Genomic DNA, 22,662 nt, shown 5'->3' on the forward strand with positions numbered 1-22,662 from the left:
TGGGACTTCTGGAGGGAATGTCAAGACCATATCTATTCAACGTTACGAAAACGCTACCGGACCCTTCCAAAGTTCCTATCTATTGAAATGTCCGGAAAATTTCACAACGGTGCCACACTGTTTATGTAATCTTCTAAATACCCTCACAAAAGTTCAAAAGTCCGCGCGCGTGGGAATATCCCCATATGCAAAGATAGAGAAACGAGCTTAACTTAGGGTGCCCCGTTGAATGATGTTGCATAGCCCCCGCAACCTACAACCGAGTAGCAAAAGAGAGAAAGAATATGTCCGACAACGAACGAGACACCCGCGGACCTCAGCGCAGAAGCGATGCGGACCTATATAACTGGAGTGGCGATTGTAATGGTAATGGCACAAACGGCCCCCGTCCCGGCGGGCAAGATCTCTACAAGTTCGATGGCTCAGGCAGGCAAAACGGCAACGACAATACGGCCGGCGGCGATGATAACGTCCCAGCCAATTGGCATCCAGACTACAGCCTTTCCTCGAAAAGCGCCCAGGAATGGTTTCAACAATCCCAGGCCCTGCGTAAACAAAAACTGGATCTCGACGAAAACGGGGATCATGTAGTTCAGCACGGCGACTCGCTGTGGACTATTGCGCAACGTGAACTGCACGATCACGGAAAGCAGGGCACCGACCAGGAAATCAAAGCGGAAATTCAGCGCATCGCCAAGCTGAACGAAAGCATGTATCCAAGTTTGATGACCAAGCCGGACTTTATCCGAGACGGCTGGAAATTGCACATCGAGCCAGGTGGAAGACAGCAGCAAAATCCCGGCGACAGAGATGACCGTTGCTTGCCGCAAAATTCCGAAGGCAACGAAGTGACGCCGCCCGGCTACCGCTCAAAACCGCGCGTCATCGTCAACAATGTCTATACAGATAACGCATACTTCAACCAGGGTCCCGGCTGCCAGCAAGAGCGACCAGATCGCTGCCTGCCCAACCGCGGCGACGATGTCTATCGATACAGCGGCGACCAACGTGGACCAATGGGCGGAAACGATCTCTACGCATACAGCGGCGATCGTCAGCAACAGAATCCCGGTCGCAACGGCGATCTCTATGCCTATAGTGGTGATGGAGGTCAGCGCCCGCGCTATAACGACACGCCATACAACGGCACAGGAAATGATGGCACTTCCTTCTACCCCGGTGCAGGAAGCGCTCAGGATCAGCTCTGGCAAAGACCTGATCGGGGCGGCGCAGCGATCATCAACAATGTGTACGCAGAAAACGCTTACTTCGATCAGCGCAGTGGTTGTTACGACCCGACCCCCGGCTGCCGCATAATGCAGCGAACGCCGTATCAGTCTGGTGAGGATAACTATTACAATTGCAATCGCGGAAGAGGACGGGGAAGAGTCGTTCAAGTCAACGATAACGGTGATGGAAACTACGACCAGTATCCGACCGATCAACCGCAGTATCCGACCGGAGACGGCAGCACCAACTATTACACGTACAGAGGCGGATCCAACCCGACCGGCGACTACTATTCAGACGCCAGAAGTCAGCAAGGAGTCAGCATCGACACACGCTACTCGACTTACCGCAACCCAGCCGGAGCTGACGACGGTACAGACGACCAGTACGCGTATTAGAAATAGCAGCCTGGACTCGCCAGGACGCACTGCAGAAATTCCAAAGCCGGCTTGTTGAGCCGGCTTTTTGCTATCTCTGGAACTCAATACTCAAATTTGACACAACTTTTTCCGTCGCGATTTACAACGCCTGCAGTACATTCGGCGTGTAAGTTGCCCCTTGAAAGTTGGCGCGGGGAAGGAGTTTCGAAAGGATGTCTCGATTTCGTTTATCGATGGGCACAAGTTTTGTGATCTTAGCTGCCGTCGCTTGCCCCTCGCGTGCAATAGCTCAAGGTGCACAGACCGCAGCGTTGCCTAACGCGCAATTAGCACTGGCACAACCGCGAGTGGATGGAATGCAACAAATGCGCTCGGAAGCATCGCTTCTGATCAGCAGTGGACAGTATGCAGCCGCTGCAGAAGTCTACAAACGACTGCTACAGGTCGGCTCGAACGAAGCTTCAGATCGTTACTGGCTGGGAGAATCGCTCTATCATCTCTCCAATTTTCAACAAGCCGCAATTGCCTTCGAGCAAGCGATTCAACTGAATCCGAAGTTTCCTCAAGCTTTTGTACGATTGAGCGAAACTTACATCGCCTTGCATCAAAAACAGAAAGCCGCTCAAACCTGCACGAATGGTCTGAACGTTGTCACTGACCCTTACATGAAAGAACAGCTATCGAATCTGCTGAAAGTCGCTGCATATGAAGAAGGAAGGCCGGGACGCACCCAGCAATCTCATTCCGTCCGTATGCCCGCGGAGAGCTGACATGGCAAGAACCAATACGCAATCGAGATCGAACCGCGGAAGCTTCATTGTTGAAGGACCTTTCGCACTGTTTTTGTTTCTATTCTTCTTCGTTTTTCCATTCATGGATTTAGCGACCATAACTCTGCGCACCACATTCCTTTACGCGGCGACTCACAATGCCGCATGGGAAGCCGCAAGAGCGCACACATATCAAAACAGCCTAGACGGAATGCCATCAGCAGTTCAACTCGCAGATTACGCGAGCAAGAGAGTGGTTGGATCATTCACCGGCGTCAAAATCAATTCCATCAAAACAAGCATCATTACGACGGAGCTGAAAACGCTGAACCAGTCGAGGCAGTCATCAGCGCTCTCGAAACCGGCGGATTCATCCCTCAACAGTTATCAAATCGAAGTCGCCATCAATGGATCGGTCGATCCGCTGATCCTCTACAACGGCAGCGACCTGGCCAACATACCTGGACTAACTCAGCCTATGTCACTGACTTTTACAGACCGTCAATATTGCGAAAACCCACAAGGACTGAATAAATAGCATCGCCATCGCCAATGGTGCACACAATACCCCGCCGACCAATTCTGAGAATCAGCAGCCCACATGAAATACAACATCACCCACGTGACGATGCGCTCCAGTTTCCGCAAAAGACAAGGACAATCGATGATTGCGCTGGTCATGCTGGCGGGGCTGGTTCTAATTCCTATGCTCGGCATATTCACATTCGAAGTGGGTCGATTACACCTGGCCAAACAACAACTACAAAATGCATCGGATGCCGCAGCGCTTGCCGCCGTCGCCACGCTGGCGAGTGGAGACAACTTGAATCCTCAAGCTGCACATATCGACGCCATGCAAACAGCGCTGGGAATTTTCAAAAAGAATTTCGTTCTCGGTACCGCTCTGACTAATACAGATATCGTCAGCAGCAAAGATCTGGTGCCCAACAACGGAAGCGCAAACATCTTTTTCGAATTCGTCAATCCACTAACCGGCAAGGTCGAACCGTTGACCAGCCCCAATGCAAAAATCGTGCGCGTATACAGCAATTTCAGCACGTTTACAGCATTCGGCAAATATCTGGGTATCAAAGATCTGAACGTCAACGCCCTGGCAAAAGGAGCCGTTCCACAGCTAGACATTGTCTTCTGCTTCGACGTGTCAGGCTCAATGGATGACCAGACGCCGGTCACCTTTATCAAACGAAAATGGGACGTGAACCAAAACAAAATAGTCTACACTGTCGCCACCGCAAGCAGTGGCAGTGCTCAAGGCAAAATCTTCGATATTCTTCAACCCGGTTCAGGAGGCACAAGCCTGAACGCGGCGGAACCTCAACTTCTGGATCAAGCATTCAACATGCAATTCACCGAGAATCTTGCACGCGAAGCCGGCGTTCCAGGGCTGCGCTCTCTGAACGGATACCCCGATCAGGGCAAGCCTCCAGGCAACTGCCCACCCGGAACCGCGCCAACCTGGGATGGCTATAACAACGCATTCACCGACCTCGTCGTCAACATTGACGGCAACCAGAGCTTTTCAGGATTCACATACAACGGCTATCGTTTTCCCGATCGCGCCACTTTAGTTGAGGCAGCGCGCGGCAACTTAGAGAACCAGACTGTTTTTATGCAGAGTAAAGCCTACACCGCCGTAACCGTCAGCCCACAAGCAGGCTATCAAAATGCATATCAACAAGCAGCGGCAGCACGACTGCAACCGATGAAGGATGCAAAAGATGCCTCAACGATGTTCACAGATATAATCAACACCGATACCGATTGCCACTTCGGCTTTGTTGCCTTCGACGGCGAAATCGGTACAGATGCGAACTCGATGGAATCATGGTACAGCATCGACCAGAACACGCCTTACGGACCGGCAAAACCGTTCGCACTTCCAATGGTGCCTGTCGACCCCGCCCCGGGCAATACAAATTACAACACCGTCAATAACGCAATCAAGTCTTGCGTTGCGCTGGGTTCGACCAACATCGGCGCAGCAGTCGACAAAGCTGTTCACGAGCTACAAATGCACGCGAGACCTGGCAGCGTGAAAGCGATCGTTCTCTTCACCGATGGTCAACCAACAAACCCAGGGGGACCGCTCGACTCCAACCCACTCACAAATGCTAGAAAAGCAGCAATTGAAGCGAGAGATGCCGGCATTCCTGTTTACACTATCGGATTGGCGCAGAACCCAGCGATCATCGCTGCTGAAACGGCAATTCTGAACGACACAAACAACGACCCTGCCAGCGGTGGCATGGCAGCCATCGCCGGACATGGAGGAACATTCAACCTGGTTACGAACAGCAGTCAGCTGCGCAAGACCTTCGAAAAGATTGCGCGTCACCTGGTTGAGCTTGTCGCATCAGGCTGAACGGGCTCAATTCTCCCGAAACGCACTACTCAGTCAGGAAATCACTCATGCGAAAACATTCGCCACTCACCGCATCAAGAACGAAGAGCACAAAGCGCATTGAACTCTCGGGCACTAAACAAGCCATAAGTCCACGAGTGCGCAGTCAACGAGCGAGCATTCTGATCGAATTGTCGTGCTCGTGTTTCATGATGCTTGTATTCACAATCCTTACCGCTGACATAGGTGTGCTGATTTATGGTGCTGAATTCAACGATCGCGCCTGTCGAGACGCTGCCAGAGCCGCAGCGCAGGGGCAAGACGCGACACAGAGTACTCAATTGATAAGAGCGATTCTGAAGGCGCACCAGGGTGACGGCAACTACATCAAAGTTCCAACACTACAAAACCTGATCTACAACGATTACGGCGGCAACCCGCCAGCCCAGGAAGCGCCATACGTCACGGTCACCACTTCAACAACAGCACGAGCTCCATTTGCTCCTCTTGTATTTTTCGAAGGACCGGTCTTCCTAAAAAATGGCTCGTTCACTTTTACGCAGACTTACACATTCCCGATCGTGAGAACGAAGTAGATGAAAAAGCATGACTGAGGTCAGTCATGCTTTTTCAGACTTAATAGCGATACGGTTCAATACCTAGTTGCTGTTGAAGCGAAAGTCAGAATTTGTTTTGAACGCGAAATCGCTGTTTTCTAATATTCCATTTTGACCTACGACAACAGGATAGAACATGTAGATTGCACCTCCAGAGCCGTTATAACGCACTGAGGCCAGTCTGAGCGCAGTCTGGTTGACGTTGAAAGACGGCGAAAAATCAGTTGGAAGCAAATCGACTTGATAGACATTGTAATTGTTGAATGTTGCGTAGGGACTGGAAACGACATTTGCGATGCGTGTGAAACCATCCGCCGTCTGTATAACGACGCTCAGCCCCGGATCCGCAGCTGGCCCCAGCCCTGGTACGTCATAATAAATTTGAAACTCTTGAAATCCACCGAGATCTGGAAGAACACCTGCCTCAACAGTCGGAAGATTGACTCCACAAGCCACACGTCCTTTCAGAGAATTGATCAGGTATGTGTGATAGTTGAAGCCGGCGCCGTATGCAGGGTCGCTCGGCAGGTAAGTGCTCGTGCCTTTGAAACTGCCACCCAGGGCAACACCGCTCACGACATTCGATGCCGCCTGTGCACCACCCGCGGTGCCAACGATGCAGCCCACGGCTGTTAGTGTACCAAGTAAAGTCGAAACAATTTTTCTGAGTTGCATTGTTGGCTCCTGCATTTGCTGACAACTGGGTTTCCCGTAGCAGTCTTTAGCTGAGAACTATATCACGTTCATACCTGACCAAACAGCCACGTCGCTGGAAATCATTCAAATAGATATCTCATAGTCGACATCACCAGGATATCCAGCACAGCTGCTTTCACAAGTTACCGGTTACTGATTATTGAAACGAGCATCGGGGTTCGTTTTGAAGGAAAACTCGTTGTATAGACTTCCATTGTCACCAATTACAACTGGATAGAACATATAGAGGGGTCCAGCTGAACCGTTGTACCTGACCGATTCAGTTTTAAGAACGGTTTGATGAGCATTGAATGAGGGTGAAAAGGCTGTGGTCGGCATGAACAGGTAATACACGTTGTAGTTATTACTATTTTGAAAGAACGTCGAAGCCGGATTAGTAGCAATACGACTGAATCCGTCATCCGTTTGGATTACAACAGAAAAGCCTGAATTCACTGGAGCACCGTTGTTTGGTACTTCGTAATATATGTAACTAAAGCTGAAATAGCCAAGGTTAGTTACGTCACCACTATAAAGAGTCGGAATGTTAACACCGGCGCCATATTTGCCCAAATTCAGACAGTTAATTAGATAGGAATTGTATGTGTTCAAGGCTGGTTCTTTCGAAACAAAAACGCTGCTCCCTTTAGTGCTGGGACCAGGTATCGCGACACCACTGACTTGCTGTGATGCATATGCACCGTTAGTAGTGCCACCGATGAATGCCATTGCTGCTAATGTGCTGAAGACAGCGGAAACGACCTTTCTAAATTGCATCGCAAACACCTCAAGTACTTTGCTATAGTGCACGGTTTTGCGCGCCGTGTCGCACCCAATATACCACGGGCTCAATCGCTCAAACACCGCCGAAAGGTGGACCATTGAAGCTCTTCAATTTGCTCATCCTGAAGGAGTAAACAGACTGCTTCAGGATGAGCACCTGAAGGTTACTACCAGCTTAAACTCATCAACTCGTGGTGACTCGATGAACAATTAACCTTGGGAAGTCATATCGTTCCAAACCAGATTGTCGGATATAGAGATCTCACTAAGCTGGACAGGACGAACTGCTATTGAGGATTATCACCCTTGCTTGACAGGTCTTCAAACCCAGCCACAAGAGCCATCGGTCTGCCGTCAGGGCCCATTACAGGTTGACCATTTTTGTCGCTCTTGTTACCGATCAGATAGCGAAATTTGAAATTGACGGGACCGCTCGGTCCACTCTCTTCAGCCGAATGAATTGCCACCACTCCGCGCACATCCATCGGAATCAATCCTTTGGCATTAGGCTCGCTGGTGTTCACCTCGTCAATGCGGATTGCAGACAGTTGACGGGAGTCTGTCAAACTCTTAGCCTGGGCCGCCAGTTCATCCTGCGTAGCAGCCAACATGCCGTTTTTGGAGAGCACTTGCACTACAGGAGGTGCAAGCTCCTTTTCGATGAGAGCAAGCGTCGACTCTTTATAGCTGATGTAATTAGTATCAAGTAAATGCTGGGTAACTGTGCGCGCAAAATTTTCGTAGTTAACTCGCTGATCTTTGGTGATAGTTTTGCCTGGGTTCGGGCGCGTAACAATCAGAAGAGCATTAAGGAGCACGCTGAAAATCAAAAGGACATGCACGCCGTACTGACGCACTAATTGATCGACGCTCGATTTTCTTACTCGCCAGTACATCTACTGCAGCTCCACTTTACCCAGCACCCAATCATTATTGGTCTTATAGAAAGTCAATAGCGCACCACATTCGGTTTCACTATGTTGAGGCTGTTCACCCGACCAATCCAGCGTTTGTATGCCGGTGACTTTTACTACTGCATCGGACTCTGTTTTCTTCACAACATCTGCTTTCGTCATCTTCGCGCGTGAATGCAGTTTCAGCCCCGGCCAGTCCCAGGTATAAATTTCCGCTCCCCAGGCTTGCGCCAGCCCCTGCAAGCGCATACGGCTCACTGACTGCAACGATACGAATACAATAATGAGTAATGCACAGAAACCGACGAACCATTTATTTGGGCGGAAGAGTTTTTCCATTTCTACTCACACCCATCGGTCTCTACAAGCTTACTTTTAAAAGAAAGCAATTCCATAGGATAAACACTAGTCTTTTCTAGGATCAGGATTCATGCTGCACGCCTAAATAATACACGGCTTGACGGCACGCGTCAGTTTCCGTCAGCTTCGGATTTTTCAGCTGCACTTCTTTGATCATGCCTTCGCGTTTCGGAATATCGTTGATAGGCTCGGAAGTACAGATCCAGTAGTCCATAGGGCTCGGCACCAATCGAATCGTACCGTGCACCGCGCCAACGATAAGCAGACATTGGCTGTCTCGGCGCTTCTCTTCGTCTTTGGAGAAGTTCTCAATCGAGACGACTTCTGCATCGGTCAATCGCAGCGTTTCCTTAAGCAGCTTCAAGTCACTGGGATCTTGCCGCAATATCAGTTTCATATGCGAGTTCTTCACGACCGAATCAGCTTGCTCAGACTGCCTGAAGAAGTCCTTCAACTGCTGCGTAATGGAGACGAGCATCATACCGTAGTGTCGGGCTCTTCGTGAAAGGTCATCGAGCAGCCTGGCTCCGGCTTTGAATCGCATCAGTGTTGCGGCTTCGTCTATGATGGCGGCGAAACGCATATTGAACGCCTTGCAATGAGCGGCTCGGCGCCGGATGAATTCTGCCAGAATAAATACGGCAATACGCTCCAGACGCGGCTCGTTCACTTCTCTTGTGTCGAACACGAGCAAAAGTTTTTCAGCGTCGATGTTGGTATGACCGTCTACAAGACCACCGAAGGCACCAGTTTTGGTGTACAACGATAGTCCACGAGCGAACATCTGCAAGCGGTCGCGCTGAAGCGGATCGACCTCATCGGCAGCCGCTTGAGCAGTCACTCTCGCCAGGTCTGACATAATCGGCACAGTGCCGCGGAAGTGTGCGTCCATGTACGCAACGCGTATCAATCCATCAAGAAGAGACTTCTCTTCTACGTTCAATTCCTCGCGACCTTCAGGCGCGAGCATCAAGTCTAGCAGCGACAAGAGCGAGCTTATCTTATCGGCAGAAGGTTCGCCTGCACGGCGCTTCTCGCCATCAGGCCCGTACTCCATTTGATCGTCGGCGCTCAAGTCGAACGGATTGATCATGTTTCCAGAGTTGGGACCAAGGTCGATGTAGTCACTCAATTCACTACCGAGAATTTTGGTGATGAATCGATATGCACCTTTTTTGTCGACGGTTTTATCAATCAATACAAAGCGCGTGCCAAGCGGCAGCAGACGCAAGATCAGCATGGAAACAGCGAAAGATTTACCGGCACCGGTAGTTCCTACAACGAACATGTTGTTCGCGTCTTTACCCGCGCCTCTGAAAAACGGATTGAGGAGCACAGGTTCTCGCGAGGCGATAGCGAAGCCAAACGGCACACCGTCTGGAGTTCCGCAACTGGCAGTGAAGAACGGCCAGAACGTTCCAACGATTGGTGACATGACACGATGAACGATGGCAAGTTTGTCCACACCCGAGGCGAGTGTAGATTGCCAGGCATCAAGCTGGAGAAGCTGTGCGCGGTCGAGAATAGCACCGCGGTTTTTGAAAACGCGCCGAATTTCGTCTGTGTTCTGAGCAAGACGTTCAGGGCTTTCTGCGCTGGTCGTGATGTACATGCTTATGTCGAAAGCTTTGTTCGAGCTGCGCAAAAACTCTTGAATAGCTGATGCTGCGCGTCTTGTCGATTCCAGACCTTCAAGGTCGGGAGTAGCAAGTTGTGTACTGGTGACAACGCCGAGTCGATAGTTCATCTTCAGAGAGTTGCGGACTTTATCTTGATCGCATGTATGAATGAACATCGACAACGTGTACTCAACGCTGAGCGTGAGCAAGTCTACAAGCCATCCCATCCACGTTTCGTGAGGAGGCTGTTGCATGTATTGAGTGCCGATGAATCGTCCGTCCAGCCAGAGATGCTCATCAGCGACCTTCATGGCAGAACCGGCCAGACATGATGCTTCAGAGACACCGGCTCGGCTCGGCGGCGCCTCAGGCTCGCGTTGCGAGAGGCTTGGATTCAAATCTGAATAAAGCAAATTGCGCACTTCGCGTCGCGACAGAGTCACTGGTCGCAAGTTGGAGGCGCGCAACTGTTCCAAACATGTTTTAGTCAATCGATTGAGAGTCTCGAGATATTCCTCGTGTTTTTGAATCGATCGTCTGCCGTGCCACGGCTTTCCTGAAGAAGTTTTGCAATCAGGCGGTTGATAACTGACCACCACATAGAAGTCGCGCTGTGGAACGAAGTGAACGTCTTGTACGCGCCTGAACCACTTGTCGGTGTAGTCCGCGTACCATTTCAAGTAATCGTTCTCTGTCTTGATCAAAATCTGGTATCGCGACAGATATTCATCGACAGGCAGGTTTCGGGCTTTGATAATGACTTGAATGTCCGAATCGCAAGAATTGGCAAAGTGAGCGAAGTTACGCGCCATCATTTCGCGGTCGGCTTCATCGAACAGCAAAGCGTTTATGCCCTTGCAGATGATGTACCGGCGCATACTGCCGTCTGCCAGCACGACGAGACCTTCATCTTGATCGTCGCCGGGAATCGAGTGCACGAAGCAGACATCTTGCCAACTCGTCTCGCCCCGCTTGTCTTTGGGCGGCTCTCCCCCTTCATCGTCAGCGCCGCCGCCACCACCGCCTGTGGTGCCGAAGGGCAAAAGCTCTCTTACCATTGGGGGCAAAGAGTTGTAGAAGCCGCCGATTACATTGTTCAGTGAAGGTTCAGGAGTAAGCGGAATTGTCCGTCCGCCGTCACCGTTTCCGTTTCCATTACCACCGGATGGCTTCGATTTACCTTTAGATGGGCGCGACGGAGCAGCTCTTCTGTTTGCTCTTGGTCGTGCTCCCTCTGCCATTGTTTGATACCCGATGCGAAAACTTGCGTGTTCTTAAATTGTCTTGCGTGTTCTTAGAATAGCCTATCCGAAGCGCCAGTTAAGCGATACTGGCATTTTGGCAGTTGAATTCTCGTTTTATCAGCCATTTAGCGAGGGGCGGCTTGATCCTGAGCTTCAACGTAGTACTGCTCGGTCTTCCTCTTACTTTCAATTATATTGGGATCTGGGTAAAGCGGTGCAGGTTCGGGCTTTGGCACAAAAAGGTTGGGCACGAGACCGAGTCGATACATGACCATGTTCTTCCACCACAGCCAGGGCTTCACCTCTGACATTTTGCCCAGAACGATGGATGCTCCGACCACTGCGACGAAAACAAATACACCGGCAGGCACATTGTTAAACTTCCAGTCCTTGGGCATGTTGCTGGCTAAAAGCAGCCCGCTGATGATGGCAATGACGTGCATGATCAACTGAATCGGCGTAAAGTCGAAAATTTTGAGCGGCTTATTGAGAATAATGACCTTGTGAACTTGCGACATTTATCTAATTACCTTCATTCTCGAACCTTATCGACTCGAGGCTGGATGCCTCTGCCAGCCGCATGAGCTTTCTGGCCATATAGGCATATTTCGCGGAAAGTCGAGGAATAGCCTGCCTGAAGTGCATTTTGCTCGCCTCGAAATCGCCGGAGCGCCGGAGTAACTCACCTACTAGATATTCTATTTCCATACGCTGGTCGACGGGACACGAAACGTCGAAAAGAGACTTTTTGAAGGAATCAGCCGAGAGCCTCCGATACTCCCGAGCCTGAGGATAAGCGCGATTGTCGTCGGCACACCAGGCGGCATGCAAATAGAGCAACCCGACGTTGTAGAAGTCTCTGCCGCTTCTCTCCGCAGCCAGTGCGGCAGCACGAAACTGCAAGTGAGGCGTGGAGTTTGGCTGTTGCAGCGTCACTACTTCCTGGGTCGGCTCGAATCGTGCCGTCCAATCAGCTCGGCCACAGCTCGGGCAGGTGCAAACAGTGTACGGTTCATACTGTTCAGCCCGGCCTTCGAAGTCTTGCCTTAGTTCGCTGTTGCGTCGACCCGTGTCGATGGTGACAACGAGCTGGCGGGAGTTGAATTTAACCCCACAGCTTGGGCATTTGACTGCGATGTCTGCTAAGTGCATTCTTTCTTCGTCAGCCCCGCTCACCGGGTGAGCGGGTCAAGCGCGAATTTTCCTTGTCCACGTGGACGATGATACGGATTTAGCTGAATTATGCAACCAGGTTAACCCTAGTCGTATTCATCAAGACTGTCAGGCTCTAGGCTTCTCCTTCGTTATTTTGTCCTTCTTGATATTCGGCCCATGACTCTTTCAGCAGTTCCTGCTGGCGTTTCCGCTTTTCATCATCAGTGACATACCCACCCTGCTTGGCATTCATATCAAGGGCGCCTTTCCTGATTACTGGTCCTTCAGGCGGGTGCTCCTGCGGATGCTGACCCTGTTGCGGTGGTTTTGGCACAGGCTTACCGCCACCGGCACCAGGCTGAGGTTGCTGCTGACGAGGTCGCATCGCCGGTACGGGCACGAAAGCGTTTAAACCGCCTGATGGCTTAGGCTGGCCACCGCCTGGCTGAGCAGGACGGCTGTAGTAGTCAGCTGATGACGTCGGATGATTCGCCGTCTCGGCGTGACCCTGGTAGCCCCAATCTTGCGGTTGAGCACGAGCGTGCTCGATCGGCTCCGGCTCGTGATGATGCGTATGCGGCGTCTCGTGGTGCACGACCGCGTCGCTGGGCAGGGCCGCGTTGGCAAGGAACTGATTCTCGACCGAACCGTATGACTGCCCATAACTGGTCGGGCTTTCGACACGGGTCTCGAATCCACCGCCGCCGCTCGAGCCGCCACCAGAGCCGCCGCCCGATTGGTCGAAGGCAACGTTCTGATATTGCTGCTGCTGCGGATACTGCGGATACTGCGGCTCTTGCTGATATGCAGTTTGCTGCTGCGCATTCAGCTGTTGCTGGCCGTAGTAGTCTTGCTGCTGCTGCTGAATAGCTTGTTGCTGCGCGAGTTGCTGTTGTTGAGCATAGTCTTGCTGCTGCTGAATCAGTTGCTGCTGTTGCTGCTGCGCAAAATTCTGCTGATCTTGCTGCTGTTGTTGAGCGGCATATTGAGCGTACTGTTGCTGAATCTGCGCTTGTTGAGCGTATTGGCTCTGATCGGCGAACTGTCGCTGATCGTATTGTTGTTGCTGCTGCGCTTGTTGCTGCGCGGCAGAAGTATCAACACGATATTCATTGCCGCCACCTCCACCCTGAGCCGGAGCCCATGTGTGAGAAGTGCTGTCGTAGCTGTAAGCGACTGGCTGACCGTAGCTTCCTGCACCAGCCCATGTCTGAGCAGAAGTGTCGTAGTAGACACTACCATTGGTGCCTGAGGCGAAGTAAGTGCCACCACCATCACCCGACGTTCCCGGCGAGTAATAGACTGGTGCCTGATTGCCCGCAGAAGCATAAGTGCCCGTGGATGTATCGTACACTACCGCACCGTTAGTGCCGGCGGCACTCCATCCCTGACCACCACCTTGTGTCTCGCCGTAGACGAGCGGTTGTGTGGTGCCTGATGCTTCGAACCGGTGGTTCTGTTGATCGTAGGCAACAGTGTAGTTCGAGTTGGCAGCATACCACTGGTCACCGGTGGCGGTGACACTCTGTCCGCCAGCCTGGAACGACTGAGAAGCAGCGTTGTACTGAATCTGATTGTCGTAAGAGGAGTACGTGCCGGTCTGCGAGTTATATTGTAGAGCTGCGCTTGAACCAGTAGCCTCCAGCTGTTGGCTCTGAGGATTGTAGACGACTTGATTGCTCGTGTCGTTGGCATACCACGTACCGTTGGAGTACGAGACTGCCGCACCACCGGCTGGTCCGCTACCAGCAACTTCAAACGAGTTTTTGGCGTTGTCGTAGTAGACCTGTCCACCGGCAGCGACATACGTGCCGCCACCGTAATCACTGGTGGCGCTGTACGAGACTGGCGCACCGTAGTTGGAACCAGCCATATACAGATTGTTGTCAGCCGTGTTGAGCACAACGGAACCGTTCGAGCCGGCGCCGTACCACTGACCATCTGTACCTGTTTGCACAGGCGCACCGGTAGTGGTGCTAACGAAGCTGTTCTGATCCTGGTTATAACGAATGGCGCTGTCATTTTGAGCAGTATATGTATTACCGTCATAATTCAGAGCCACACCCTGCGGTGTGATGAATCCGCCGGCGTTCTGGTCGTATACGACATTGCCACCGCTGTTGGATGTATACCAGGATTGACTACCGTTATCGTAAGTAACAGGTACTGATCCATTAGCGCTCGGAGCGACCCAATCGCCGTTGGCACCCATAGTGATGCCGTTTGGCACACCCTGAGCGTTCGTGGCTTGCCACTGATGCGTTTCGGCATTGTACATGGCCATCGGCGTACCTGATGTCGAGCTCAAGGCGTAGACATCACTGCTTGGTGTAAACCCGTTAGCGAAGCCTCCCTGAGCGTTGATCATGCCGGCGCCGAGCGGGTTGCCGCTTGCGTCGACCAGATTCATATTGGCCAGGTTGGTACCGGTTGTATTAGCCAGCCCATCGAAACCGTTGGTCGGCAACAGCTGCATTGAGCCGTCTGCGATCATCTGAGCAAACGAATTGTTCATCGGTTGACCGGTAGTCGGATCATATGTAATGCCGGGGCTCATCGTCGGGTCGGAACCTGGCAAACCATTCAGCGCCATGCTGTTCAGGTTGGTCAGATTCGTATTCGAGAAGTCGATCGGTGCACCGGTCAGGTTGTTGGTCAGAGTACCGTCAGGACTGAAACCAAGTGCCGGCATGCCGTCTGGTCCCAGCTGGCCCGAGGCGAACTGTTGCACAGCGCTCATGTCAGCAGCGGATAGACCTGATGATCCCTGGGCGTACATCTGTTGAGCATCCATCGCCAGCGCACCGAGCGCGCGCGAAGTCTGCGGGTCGAGCCCGTTTATACCCTGAGCACCTTGCTGGGCAAGTTGCGCCAGAGCTCTCGGGTCGCCGTGCTGAAGCGCGTTCATCGCACCAGCCAACTCACGATGAGCGGCACTATTTGGATCGTTCATACCGTTCTGCAAGTTATGCAAGGCATTCGGGTTGACCTGCAGATGACCGTTATTCATGTGCAAGCCGAGTGAATTGGCGCCCTGGCTCAGTGCATTAGCACTGAAATCACCACCACCTGGATGCCCGGCACCAAGGCCGGCATTGCTTGTCGATGCGAAAGTGAACGGAGATGAGCCGCCCGCGAATGAAGCAGGCAATATGCCGCCGTCATTTCCATGACCGCCTGGCAAACCGCCCGTCGGACTGCCCGCTGGACCGCTGATGCCTGGAGGCAGCCCTGCTTCCTGACCGACACCGAGGGCACCGGAGCCCGGCATGCCTCCGTGGTTGGCAGTGAGCGCGGTATTACCAGTGCTGAGGCTACTGGCCAGCGGCATTCCGCCGTGGTCTCCAGTCAGGCCTGGTATGCCCGAGGCGTTCCCCATGACACCAGAATGTGCATTCTGAGCCGAGGCTGTGCGCAAGGCAGAGTTCAGACCAGCGGCGCCAGCAGGATGAGCACCAGCTGTCGTTCCGCCCGGATGCGCTCCGGCTGCTGTCGCACCGGCATTGGCACCCGGAGCACCAGCCGTGCCACCATGACCACCGGCACCGCCTGCAGCGGCAGCTCCGCCTTGCATGGCTTGCTGAACGGCGTTGGAGACGCCGCTGGCACCTCCCTGACAGACCAGAGAAGTGAAGTCGAACGCATACTTGACGCAAACGTTTGCCAGGAAGTTCAAGGCAGACATGATTACAGTACCGGAGTCACCGACACCGCGGAAGCATGCCATCAGAAGCACGGTCGTATTCCAGAACAAGCTCCAGAAACAGAGTGTCACAACACCCTCAATCCAGCTTGGCAGAGCGCCTCTTAGACGCTGCATCGGCCAGACCCAGAGAGCCGCGGCGATCGGTCCCATGCACCACAAGTAATAGAGGAACGCCATCTGAAATGCGCACATAACGTTCCAGGTGCCAGTCAAACCGGCATTGGCACCGTTCATCATCAAACGCGTAATTTTCTTGGCGTCGCGCACTCGTTCGTCAGGAGTTCTAGTTCTGTCGATTTTGGCGCAAGGGTCGTATTGACGTAAGTTCAAGGTCAGAGCTTCATAAGGATCCCAGGCAGTGTTGCCCTGTCCGTTAGGCGGATTTTCACCGGCGATAACGGCGTTATCGTTTCTATCGGATGGGTTGACCGGGAAAGCTCTCTTCTGAGCGCACTGAGCATCTTCATACATATCTGATCCGAAAATGCGCTTGTACTCATCGGCAATCGTAAACGTGATCGAGTTGGATACGTCGATACCGTAGTTGATGACGAGGAAAGTAGCGGGAATCAAGAAGATGGCGATGATGGACCGCAAGATACCCTCGAAAGGATTGGTATCACCCAATACTGGCGAGCCCTGCGAAACGATTGCCTTGACTTGAGCGAGAACTGCGCCTGGCAGCAAGAGCAGAATTGCCATCGGAATGAACAACTGATCGCGAATTTTCTGCCAGCGGTTACCGGCTTCGGCCGTGAAGTTGGTCAAATACTTCTTAGTAAAGTCGATAGCGCTTTGAGCCTGGTTGACTGATGCCGAAGCAGCACTGTTTGCAGCCGAGGTAGCCTGCATACCTGCTGTAGCGGTGCTTGCCCACATGATCTTTTCTGGGTCGAAAGCTTGCTCCAGCATTCTGTTCTGGTTGTAACGCTGAATTACCTGAAACTGTGTGTCTGAAACCGGGTAACCAAACGTTTTGAACATGTCGTCGTTGACCATTTCGTCACGCTTTGTCGGCACTTGCGACGTGGCAGTCGGAATGGATATGGGCCAGCTAAACACAGGACCAGACTTACTGTGAATGACGTTACCCGGACCCATAGATTTCTTATCTTGAATCTTGTCGTGACCGCCCATTTCAGTCGGTCCACCTTCACGGGCGGCGGGGAATCTCTGGAAGTACATTTCACGCTGGTAAGCTGCGTAACCGGGGTTGACGTCGAGGTCACCTGTAGTGTTGCCGGCCGCTGGCGCAGCACTTGCGCTCAGCCCGGGCACCGCATATGCCACCATCAACAGCGCAAGGACTCTTAAAATCAGAGTAGCGGCCGTTCTTTTGACGTTCATACAATCTTTCCTCATCTCTGGCATCTCGGGGCGAATGTTAAGCGTAGGCTGTGGGTGGAGGGGTCTGGTCATTGTTCCCCTGTGGAGGAGGGGTATCGATCGGCGGACTACTGCTAGTTCTTCCGCCTGAGTTCGAGTTGCCCGTGTTGCTGGCTGCCGCCAACGTCGCCACCTGTATCGAAGAATCGCCAGAGCCACCACCACTAGTGCCACCACCAGTGCCGCCGCTCTGTTCTTGCAAGCCGCCTGCGTCTTGCGCACCGCTTATCGGTGGGCTAGACATAGCAACCATATTGGCGGAGCCACCGCCATCGTTTCCGCCTCCAGTGTTACCATCGCTGGTAAGAGGTGCTTCTACGCCGAGGCTCGCCATCGTGCTCTGTGCTTCAGGCATGGCGTTCTGTACGTCGCCAGTCGAAGCATTAGTATTCACTGCCATGGTCGCACCGTTGGAAGGTGTAAGAGGAGTCGACTCGGCCATGGGTGTGACCGGAATCGTCGGGTTTTCACTTTGTGCAAGTGCAAGATTTGCATTGTTGCCGGCCGCTGACTCGCTTGTCGGCGGCTGACTTGTTGTAGGTTGACTTTCCGTACTGACTGGCGCATTCGCAGCCGGAGCAGCGGCAGCGAAGTTGGCGCTTGGCGGCGGCGTCACGTTTGCATTTGCCATATTGGCATTGCCGGTGCCCGGACTGGTGCCGCCCGAGTTAGTCATACCGGCCATAGAGCCGGTGCCCTGATACAAGCCGGAACCAGTACCGCTCGGACCGTTAGAAGCAATGGCAAATTGTTGGGCCACTTGCTGCATCGGTTGCAGAGCCTGATTAATCTGACCCTGCATCGCCTGCACTTGTTGAGCAGGCATGCCACCGGCTTGAGCGGCGGAGCCCATGGCGCCAGACGCTCCCTTCATCATCTGTTGACCGGCAGCGTTAGCGGTCTCAAATGCTGCGGCAGGGTCGAAACTCCATGGATTGAATGGAACCCACATCATCAAACCGAGCAAGCAGGTAAACACGGCCACTTCCCATTGCAGGTTGCTGGCGCCACCCGAATCCTGGATATAAAGGATGCGCTGAGTCATGATCGCCAGCAGAACCATCCAGTAGAATCGCCAGAGCGACACGACGATGACGGCGTTAACCCAGTTGGAAAAAACGTCTGTGAACAACTTCTGCGATGACTGCGCTTGAATGCGAGGCCAGGCGAAGAAAGCTGCGGCTAACGGTCCAAGCAGATAGAGATAGCATACGAAGACGAGCTGATACGCCCCCAACACTATGACTGCCGACGAGAAGAGATACGTAGCCATATTGAACGCCGCTTCCATTGCGGAACTCAACCATGACTGGTTCTCGTAGATTGTTTGCTGCTCCGGAGTATCGCTACCCAGACCCTCCCCTGATGCACCAAGGAAACTGGCGAGAGAGTTGAACCCGCTCTGCAGAAAACCACCCACGATCGGTATGCTGCCGAGGAATCCGCTGATGCTGCCCAGGAAACCGCCGCCTTGAGCGGCGCCTCCGTTCTGCCCGTTGGCACCGTTATTTCTGGCAGCCCCCGTGGCATTGATAGTGTTGTTGTTCTTATCGATGGGAGTGTTGTAAGTGAGTTCTCTCGACCAGTCGAAGATCAGTTGCAAATCAACCCAGTCTTTGACGCTATAGGCCATCGAGTTGCCCACGTCAATCGAATAACTGACTATAAGCTGAGTAGCCGGAATCAAAAACACAGCGATTACAGATCGCAAAATGCCTTCAAATGGGCTCGATTGGTCTTCGGCATTGAGCCTGAAACCCTGGACGATCTGACTCTTAACCTGAGTCATAACTGCGCCCGGCAGCAAAAAGAGAATAGCAAGAGGCACGAAAACGAACTTGTACATCTGCTGAACCATCCAGACAGCCTGTGGCACTGTCTTGTACGGATTGTCAGCGGCAGTAGGCACACCCGACTGCTCGTTAGCGATGTTGATCAGGGCTCCGACAGGTGCACCACCGGCGCCACCAGCGCCGCCTCCGGCACCGTTACCGCCGCCGCCGTCAGCCTGCACGATACGCGCAGTGGCTTGTTTGAAAGCAGCTTCAGAAGAGCCGGCCAGAACGTTAGCCAGTGAAGCCGTTTGCAACTGACCCTGAATGGTAGAGGCCCAGTAGAAGCGTTCCGGGTCGAAAGCAAGCTCCAGCATACGCTGGTTATTTTCGCGATCGATCATCTGAAACTGAGTATCAGAGCAAGGCAATCCGAATGTAGTAAGACAATTTTGGAAAAGCTCGAGGTCGCGCATGGTCTTTGGTTGATCCATGGCTTCCAGTTTTGGCTGCTCATATTGTATGAGCGAATCGCCCTGACTCGCATACTGCGGTTGGTGCAGCGGATCGGCGCCAGGCAGGTAGTGACCGGGCTGACCGAAAGGCTTGACCATGATGTCGTAAGCCAGTACTTTGACCGCATCTTTCTCTGTGGTCAACTTTGACTTTTTGATATTTGCTTCTGTGCCGCCTGCAGAATTGCCCGTGCCTGCTCCTGCCGTTGCGGCTCCTGTAGTCTGGTTGCGACCTGCCCCGGCTGTACGGCCGTTGCCATCGCCGGTATCACCATTGCTCTGACCGTTGAGAATCTTCTCGAGCGTGTCGCGATTCCAGGCTTCCTGCATGAAAGGAAAACGCTTTCCATAGCTGACGCGAATGTTGTAGGCAGTGTTCGGATTGACGTCATCAATCTGCCCCTGGGCGTTAGTAACAAGGTCATTAGGAGCGGCAAAGCCTGCGGTCGCTGTTCCCATCATGAGAGCCACAGCCGGCAAAATCCCCCCGAGGGCTTTTTTGAAGTCCAGGCTCTTAGTAAGTGTGGGTGTGTTCATTATATTTCTACCTGAAATGGGTATGCATCGCGCTTTTTACTGTTTTCGACTCATTTGTATCGTCTTGCCGCCCTCTGAGAGACTGACTGCCAATCTATCGTTCCAGGGGCGTCCAAAAATCGTGATCGTTCCTTTCACTTCAGAATTAGGCTGCACCATTGTCTGGTCGAAGTCAGCTCTTACGGCTGCTTCTGAAAGTTTGTGGTTGCCTTCAGAGATGGAGATCACATCGGGGCTAAAGCTGAAGCTATTAGCACTGCCGTTTCTAATGCTCACGGTCAAAATCGACTTACGAGCAGTGACGTTAACGTTTTTGAGTTCGAAGCTAATTCCGTTTGGAGCCAGGGGCACGGGCTCACTAGAAGCGGTGCTTTCAGATGCTTCAGGAGCGGGAGACAGGTCGGCTGTCTTCTCTCTTGAGGCACTGGAGTCTTTCTTTCCTTTTTTCTTTGTCTCTTTCTCCTTTTTTGTGTCAGCCGGTGCAGAAGCCACTTTGGTTTCCGTCAGCGCTGGTGAGGCTTTCTTCTTTTCGTTGCCGCCGCCACCACCGAAGTGGAACAAGCCGAACATGCCGCCACCTGAATTTCCAGATTTGGAATCTGAAGAATCACCACCTGATGATGCCAGGGCATCATTGGTAGGCGTCACGCCCGAGACCTTGCTGATAATGAACTTGGCGGCTTGCGGTCCTGCAATCATCGACAACTCAGTTTGGGCAGACTTCATATCGTCTTTGGCCGAGTCAACATCAGATTGAGCCTGAGATTGATCGGCTGCGGCGCGCTGTCGCTCTGAGTCAGAGCTGGCCACTTCCGCTTCTTGTTTCCTGGCAGCTACGGTCTGTTGGGCAAGGGCATATTTGTTGTAGCTGTAAAGATAACGATAGTAAGCTTGAACAAGGTCTGATTGTACTTTTCGAACAGGTTGCAGAATGCGTTTGTCGAGCGAGTTATTTTTGAAAACTGCATCGACCTGTCTTTGCGAAATCGAGAAGCTGCCTCTCGTCGCTTCGCCGGGCAGACCGATGTCTACCTGACCGAGCTGCGAGGCGAATTTCTCGTCTTTCATCAAAAGTGACATGGCGTTGCTCTTCAGAACACCGTTCCATAGAGCTTTCAAATCATCACGCTGCTTGTATGCGGAGCGAGCCTCCATACCAGTCGGAGTTATGGGCACGAAGTTGGCGCGCCTCTTCTCCTGGACGCTACCGCCCTCATCATCATCGGCAGACGAACGAGGTCCTGTGGCAAATGGACTGCCTGAAGGTCTGGCCAGCGCCACCTGAGGAGCGGGCGGAACCATGGCCTGCATGTTTTGCATCGGGTAAGGAATCGCATATGGATTCATATATGGATTCGCATACATAGCAGCTGGGTCCATCGGCATGCCGGCCGGCATTCCGATATTTGCTTGCGTCGACAATGTCACTGCCGGTGGTGGCGGCACGAGCCCACCGCCGACACCGCCTCCTGGCGGTGGTCCTGGAACACTGGTGCCTCCATAGGTCATGGCAGAAGGCGCACTGCTTGAAGATCCGCCGGTCGGCACAGGTATAGGAGAAGCACCTGACTGATTGGCGGGAGTAAATATAGGACCGTTCGAGTTGGCGACTTCTTCAGCTGGTGGCGCGATTGGATCCATCGACACCTTGGGCAACACTCTGCCCATGCCGTCTGCACTGACCTGATTGTCAGCTCTCTGAGCGGCAGCCTCGAGGGCCTTCTGTTTTTCGAGTCGCGCTTGCTCTTCCAGTCGCATGCGTTCAACCACAGCCGGGTCGGTTTTCGGTCTCAAGCTGCCGAGAATACCAGCTCCTGGTTGCGAAACAGTTGCAGCCGAATTTCCTCCTCCGCCCTGCTGCGCACAGCCGGCCAGAAAAATTGATGAAATCAGCAGTAACTCTTTTAAGCGCAAGCGAACCTTTCCCTCACATTATTTCCGCAGAAGCGAACCGCGAACCATTGACTCCGTTCGACTGGCACTGCCACCGTATCCGGCACCAGAACCGTTTCCGTATCCGCCGCTGTAAGTAGCAGCAGCCGGGCCGTTGTAATTTCCGTTAGACCTGCCGGTCGAAGGCGCCATGCCATGTGGAGCACCGGCACCGGCTCCTGACGCTTTGTTCTGATTGAGCATTTTGCCGTTCAAGCCGTTGGTGCTGAAACCAGATGGCAGCATACCTTTCGGCCCCATACCGCGAGCCGGAATGTTAGTGCCGCCGAATCCAGACTTCGGCAGAGCCCCCATCGGCTCACTCGGAGTTCTGTATCCCTGGTTGCCGCCCAGAGGCATGCCACCAGCCGGAATTGTGCTTCCGGGACCACCGGCTAGAGCTCCGGCTCCGTTGCCACCATATCCACCACCAGAACCAACCGGTCCTGGAGGCAGCTGGATCTGTTGAGGCATCACAGGTGCTTCACGGAAGTCGCGAATAATCGGTCTGTCGTCGATGATTTGAATTTCTCTGGGAGCCACATGCCAGGTCGATTTTTCAGTTGCATTCTTTGACACTGTGCCCTGCGCCCAGGCCGGAGCAACCGCACTCAAAGCGCCAACGCAGCTGAAACTCAGCACCGCTAGACTGTAAATTTTGAATCTGGAAACTGTCATACTAAA

16 protein-coding genes are annotated in these 22,662 nt (G+C 52.9%); 5 read left to right on the forward strand and 11 right to left on the reverse strand.

All coding sequences use genetic code 11. From position 1 onward, the window contains the following. Window positions 1–284: 284 nt before the first annotated feature. From EKK48_01185 to EKK48_01205, 5 genes are all read left to right on the forward strand, one after another. On the forward strand, window positions 285–1,628 hold the full coding sequence (locus EKK48_01185) for a LysM domain-containing protein (GenBank protein ID RTL45982.1): 1,344 nt from the start codon (window positions 285–287) through the stop codon (window positions 1,626–1,628). A 194-nt stretch (window positions 1,629–1,822) separates the two neighbouring features. After that, entirely contained in the window at window positions 1,823–2,380 is a 558-nt protein-coding gene (locus EKK48_01190; GenBank protein RTL45983.1) for a tetratricopeptide repeat protein, read from the forward strand. 1 nt (window position 2,381) lies between these two features. Beyond that, on the forward strand, window positions 2,382–2,918 hold the full coding sequence (locus tag EKK48_01195; GenBank protein RTL45984.1) for a hypothetical protein: 537 nt from the start codon (window positions 2,382–2,384) through the stop codon (window positions 2,916–2,918). Between the two features lie 63 nt (window positions 2,919–2,981). Continuing rightward, the gene (locus EKK48_01200; GenBank protein RTL45985.1) at window positions 2,982–4,763 is read left to right on the forward strand and encodes a VWA domain-containing protein; all 1,782 of its coding nucleotides are present in this window, start codon (window positions 2,982–2,984) and stop codon (window positions 4,761–4,763) included. 47 nt (window positions 4,764–4,810) lie between these two features. Beyond that, window positions 4,811–5,338 (forward strand): hypothetical protein, encoded by a 528-nt coding sequence (locus EKK48_01205; GenBank protein RTL45986.1) that lies wholly within the window; start codon window positions 4,811–4,813, stop codon window positions 5,336–5,338. A gap of 63 nt (window positions 5,339–5,401) precedes the next feature. Here the strand turns inward: EKK48_01205 and EKK48_01210 are convergent, their stop codons facing one another. From EKK48_01210 to EKK48_01260, 11 genes are all read right to left on the reverse strand, one after another. Further along, complete coding sequence (locus EKK48_01210; protein ID RTL45987.1) at window positions 5,402–6,034, reverse strand: hypothetical protein; 633 nt, start codon at window positions 6,032–6,034, stop codon at window positions 5,402–5,404. A 171-nt stretch (window positions 6,035–6,205) separates the two neighbouring features. Then, window positions 6,206–6,832 (reverse strand): hypothetical protein, encoded by a 627-nt coding sequence (locus tag EKK48_01215; GenBank protein ID RTL45988.1) that lies wholly within the window; start codon window positions 6,830–6,832, stop codon window positions 6,206–6,208. Window positions 6,833–7,125: 293 nt separating this feature from the next. Beyond that, window positions 7,126–7,734, reverse strand: a complete 609-nt coding sequence (locus EKK48_01220) for a hypothetical protein (GenBank protein ID RTL45989.1) — start codon at window positions 7,732–7,734, stop codon at window positions 7,126–7,128. After that, a complete protein-coding gene (locus EKK48_01225) occupies window positions 7,735–8,091 on the reverse strand; it encodes a hypothetical protein (GenBank protein ID RTL45990.1) in 357 nt (118 codons plus the stop codon). It abuts the gene before it with no gap. 82 nt (window positions 8,092–8,173) lie between these two features. Beyond that, window positions 8,174–10,972, reverse strand: a complete 2,799-nt coding sequence (locus EKK48_01230) for a hypothetical protein (GenBank protein ID RTL45991.1) — start codon at window positions 10,970–10,972, stop codon at window positions 8,174–8,176. 128 nt (window positions 10,973–11,100) lie between these two features. Beyond that, window positions 11,101–11,493 (reverse strand): hypothetical protein, encoded by a 393-nt coding sequence (locus EKK48_01235; protein ID RTL45992.1) that lies wholly within the window; start codon window positions 11,491–11,493, stop codon window positions 11,101–11,103. 4 nt (window positions 11,494–11,497) lie between these two features. Continuing rightward, window positions 11,498–12,127 carry a hypothetical protein gene (locus tag EKK48_01240; protein RTL45993.1) on the reverse strand — a complete coding sequence of 210 codons (630 nt, stop codon included), beginning with the start codon at window positions 12,125–12,127 and terminating at the stop codon, window positions 11,498–11,500. A 136-nt stretch (window positions 12,128–12,263) separates the two neighbouring features. Then, a complete protein-coding gene (locus tag EKK48_01245; protein ID RTL45994.1) occupies window positions 12,264–17,183 on the reverse strand; it encodes a hypothetical protein in 4,920 nt (1,639 codons plus the stop codon). 37 nt (window positions 17,184–17,220) lie between these two features. Further along, on the reverse strand, window positions 17,221–20,046 hold the full coding sequence (locus tag EKK48_01250; GenBank protein ID RTL45995.1) for a hypothetical protein: 2,826 nt from the start codon (window positions 20,044–20,046) through the stop codon (window positions 17,221–17,223). Between the two features lie 36 nt (window positions 20,047–20,082). Further along, window positions 20,083–21,960: a TolC family protein gene (locus EKK48_01255; GenBank protein ID RTL45996.1), complete on the reverse strand. Its 1,878-nt coding sequence runs from the start codon at window positions 21,958–21,960 to the stop codon at window positions 20,083–20,085. An 18-nt stretch (window positions 21,961–21,978) separates the two neighbouring features. Continuing rightward, window positions 21,979–22,656 carry a hypothetical protein gene (locus EKK48_01260; GenBank protein RTL45997.1) on the reverse strand — a complete coding sequence of 226 codons (678 nt, stop codon included), beginning with the start codon at window positions 22,654–22,656 and terminating at the stop codon, window positions 21,979–21,981. Window positions 22,657–22,662 lie beyond the last annotated feature (6 nt).

This window comes from Candidatus Melainabacteria bacterium (assembly GCA_003963305.1).
Taxonomy (GTDB): Bacteria; Cyanobacteriota; Vampirovibrionia; order Obscuribacterales; family Obscuribacteraceae; genus PALSA-1081.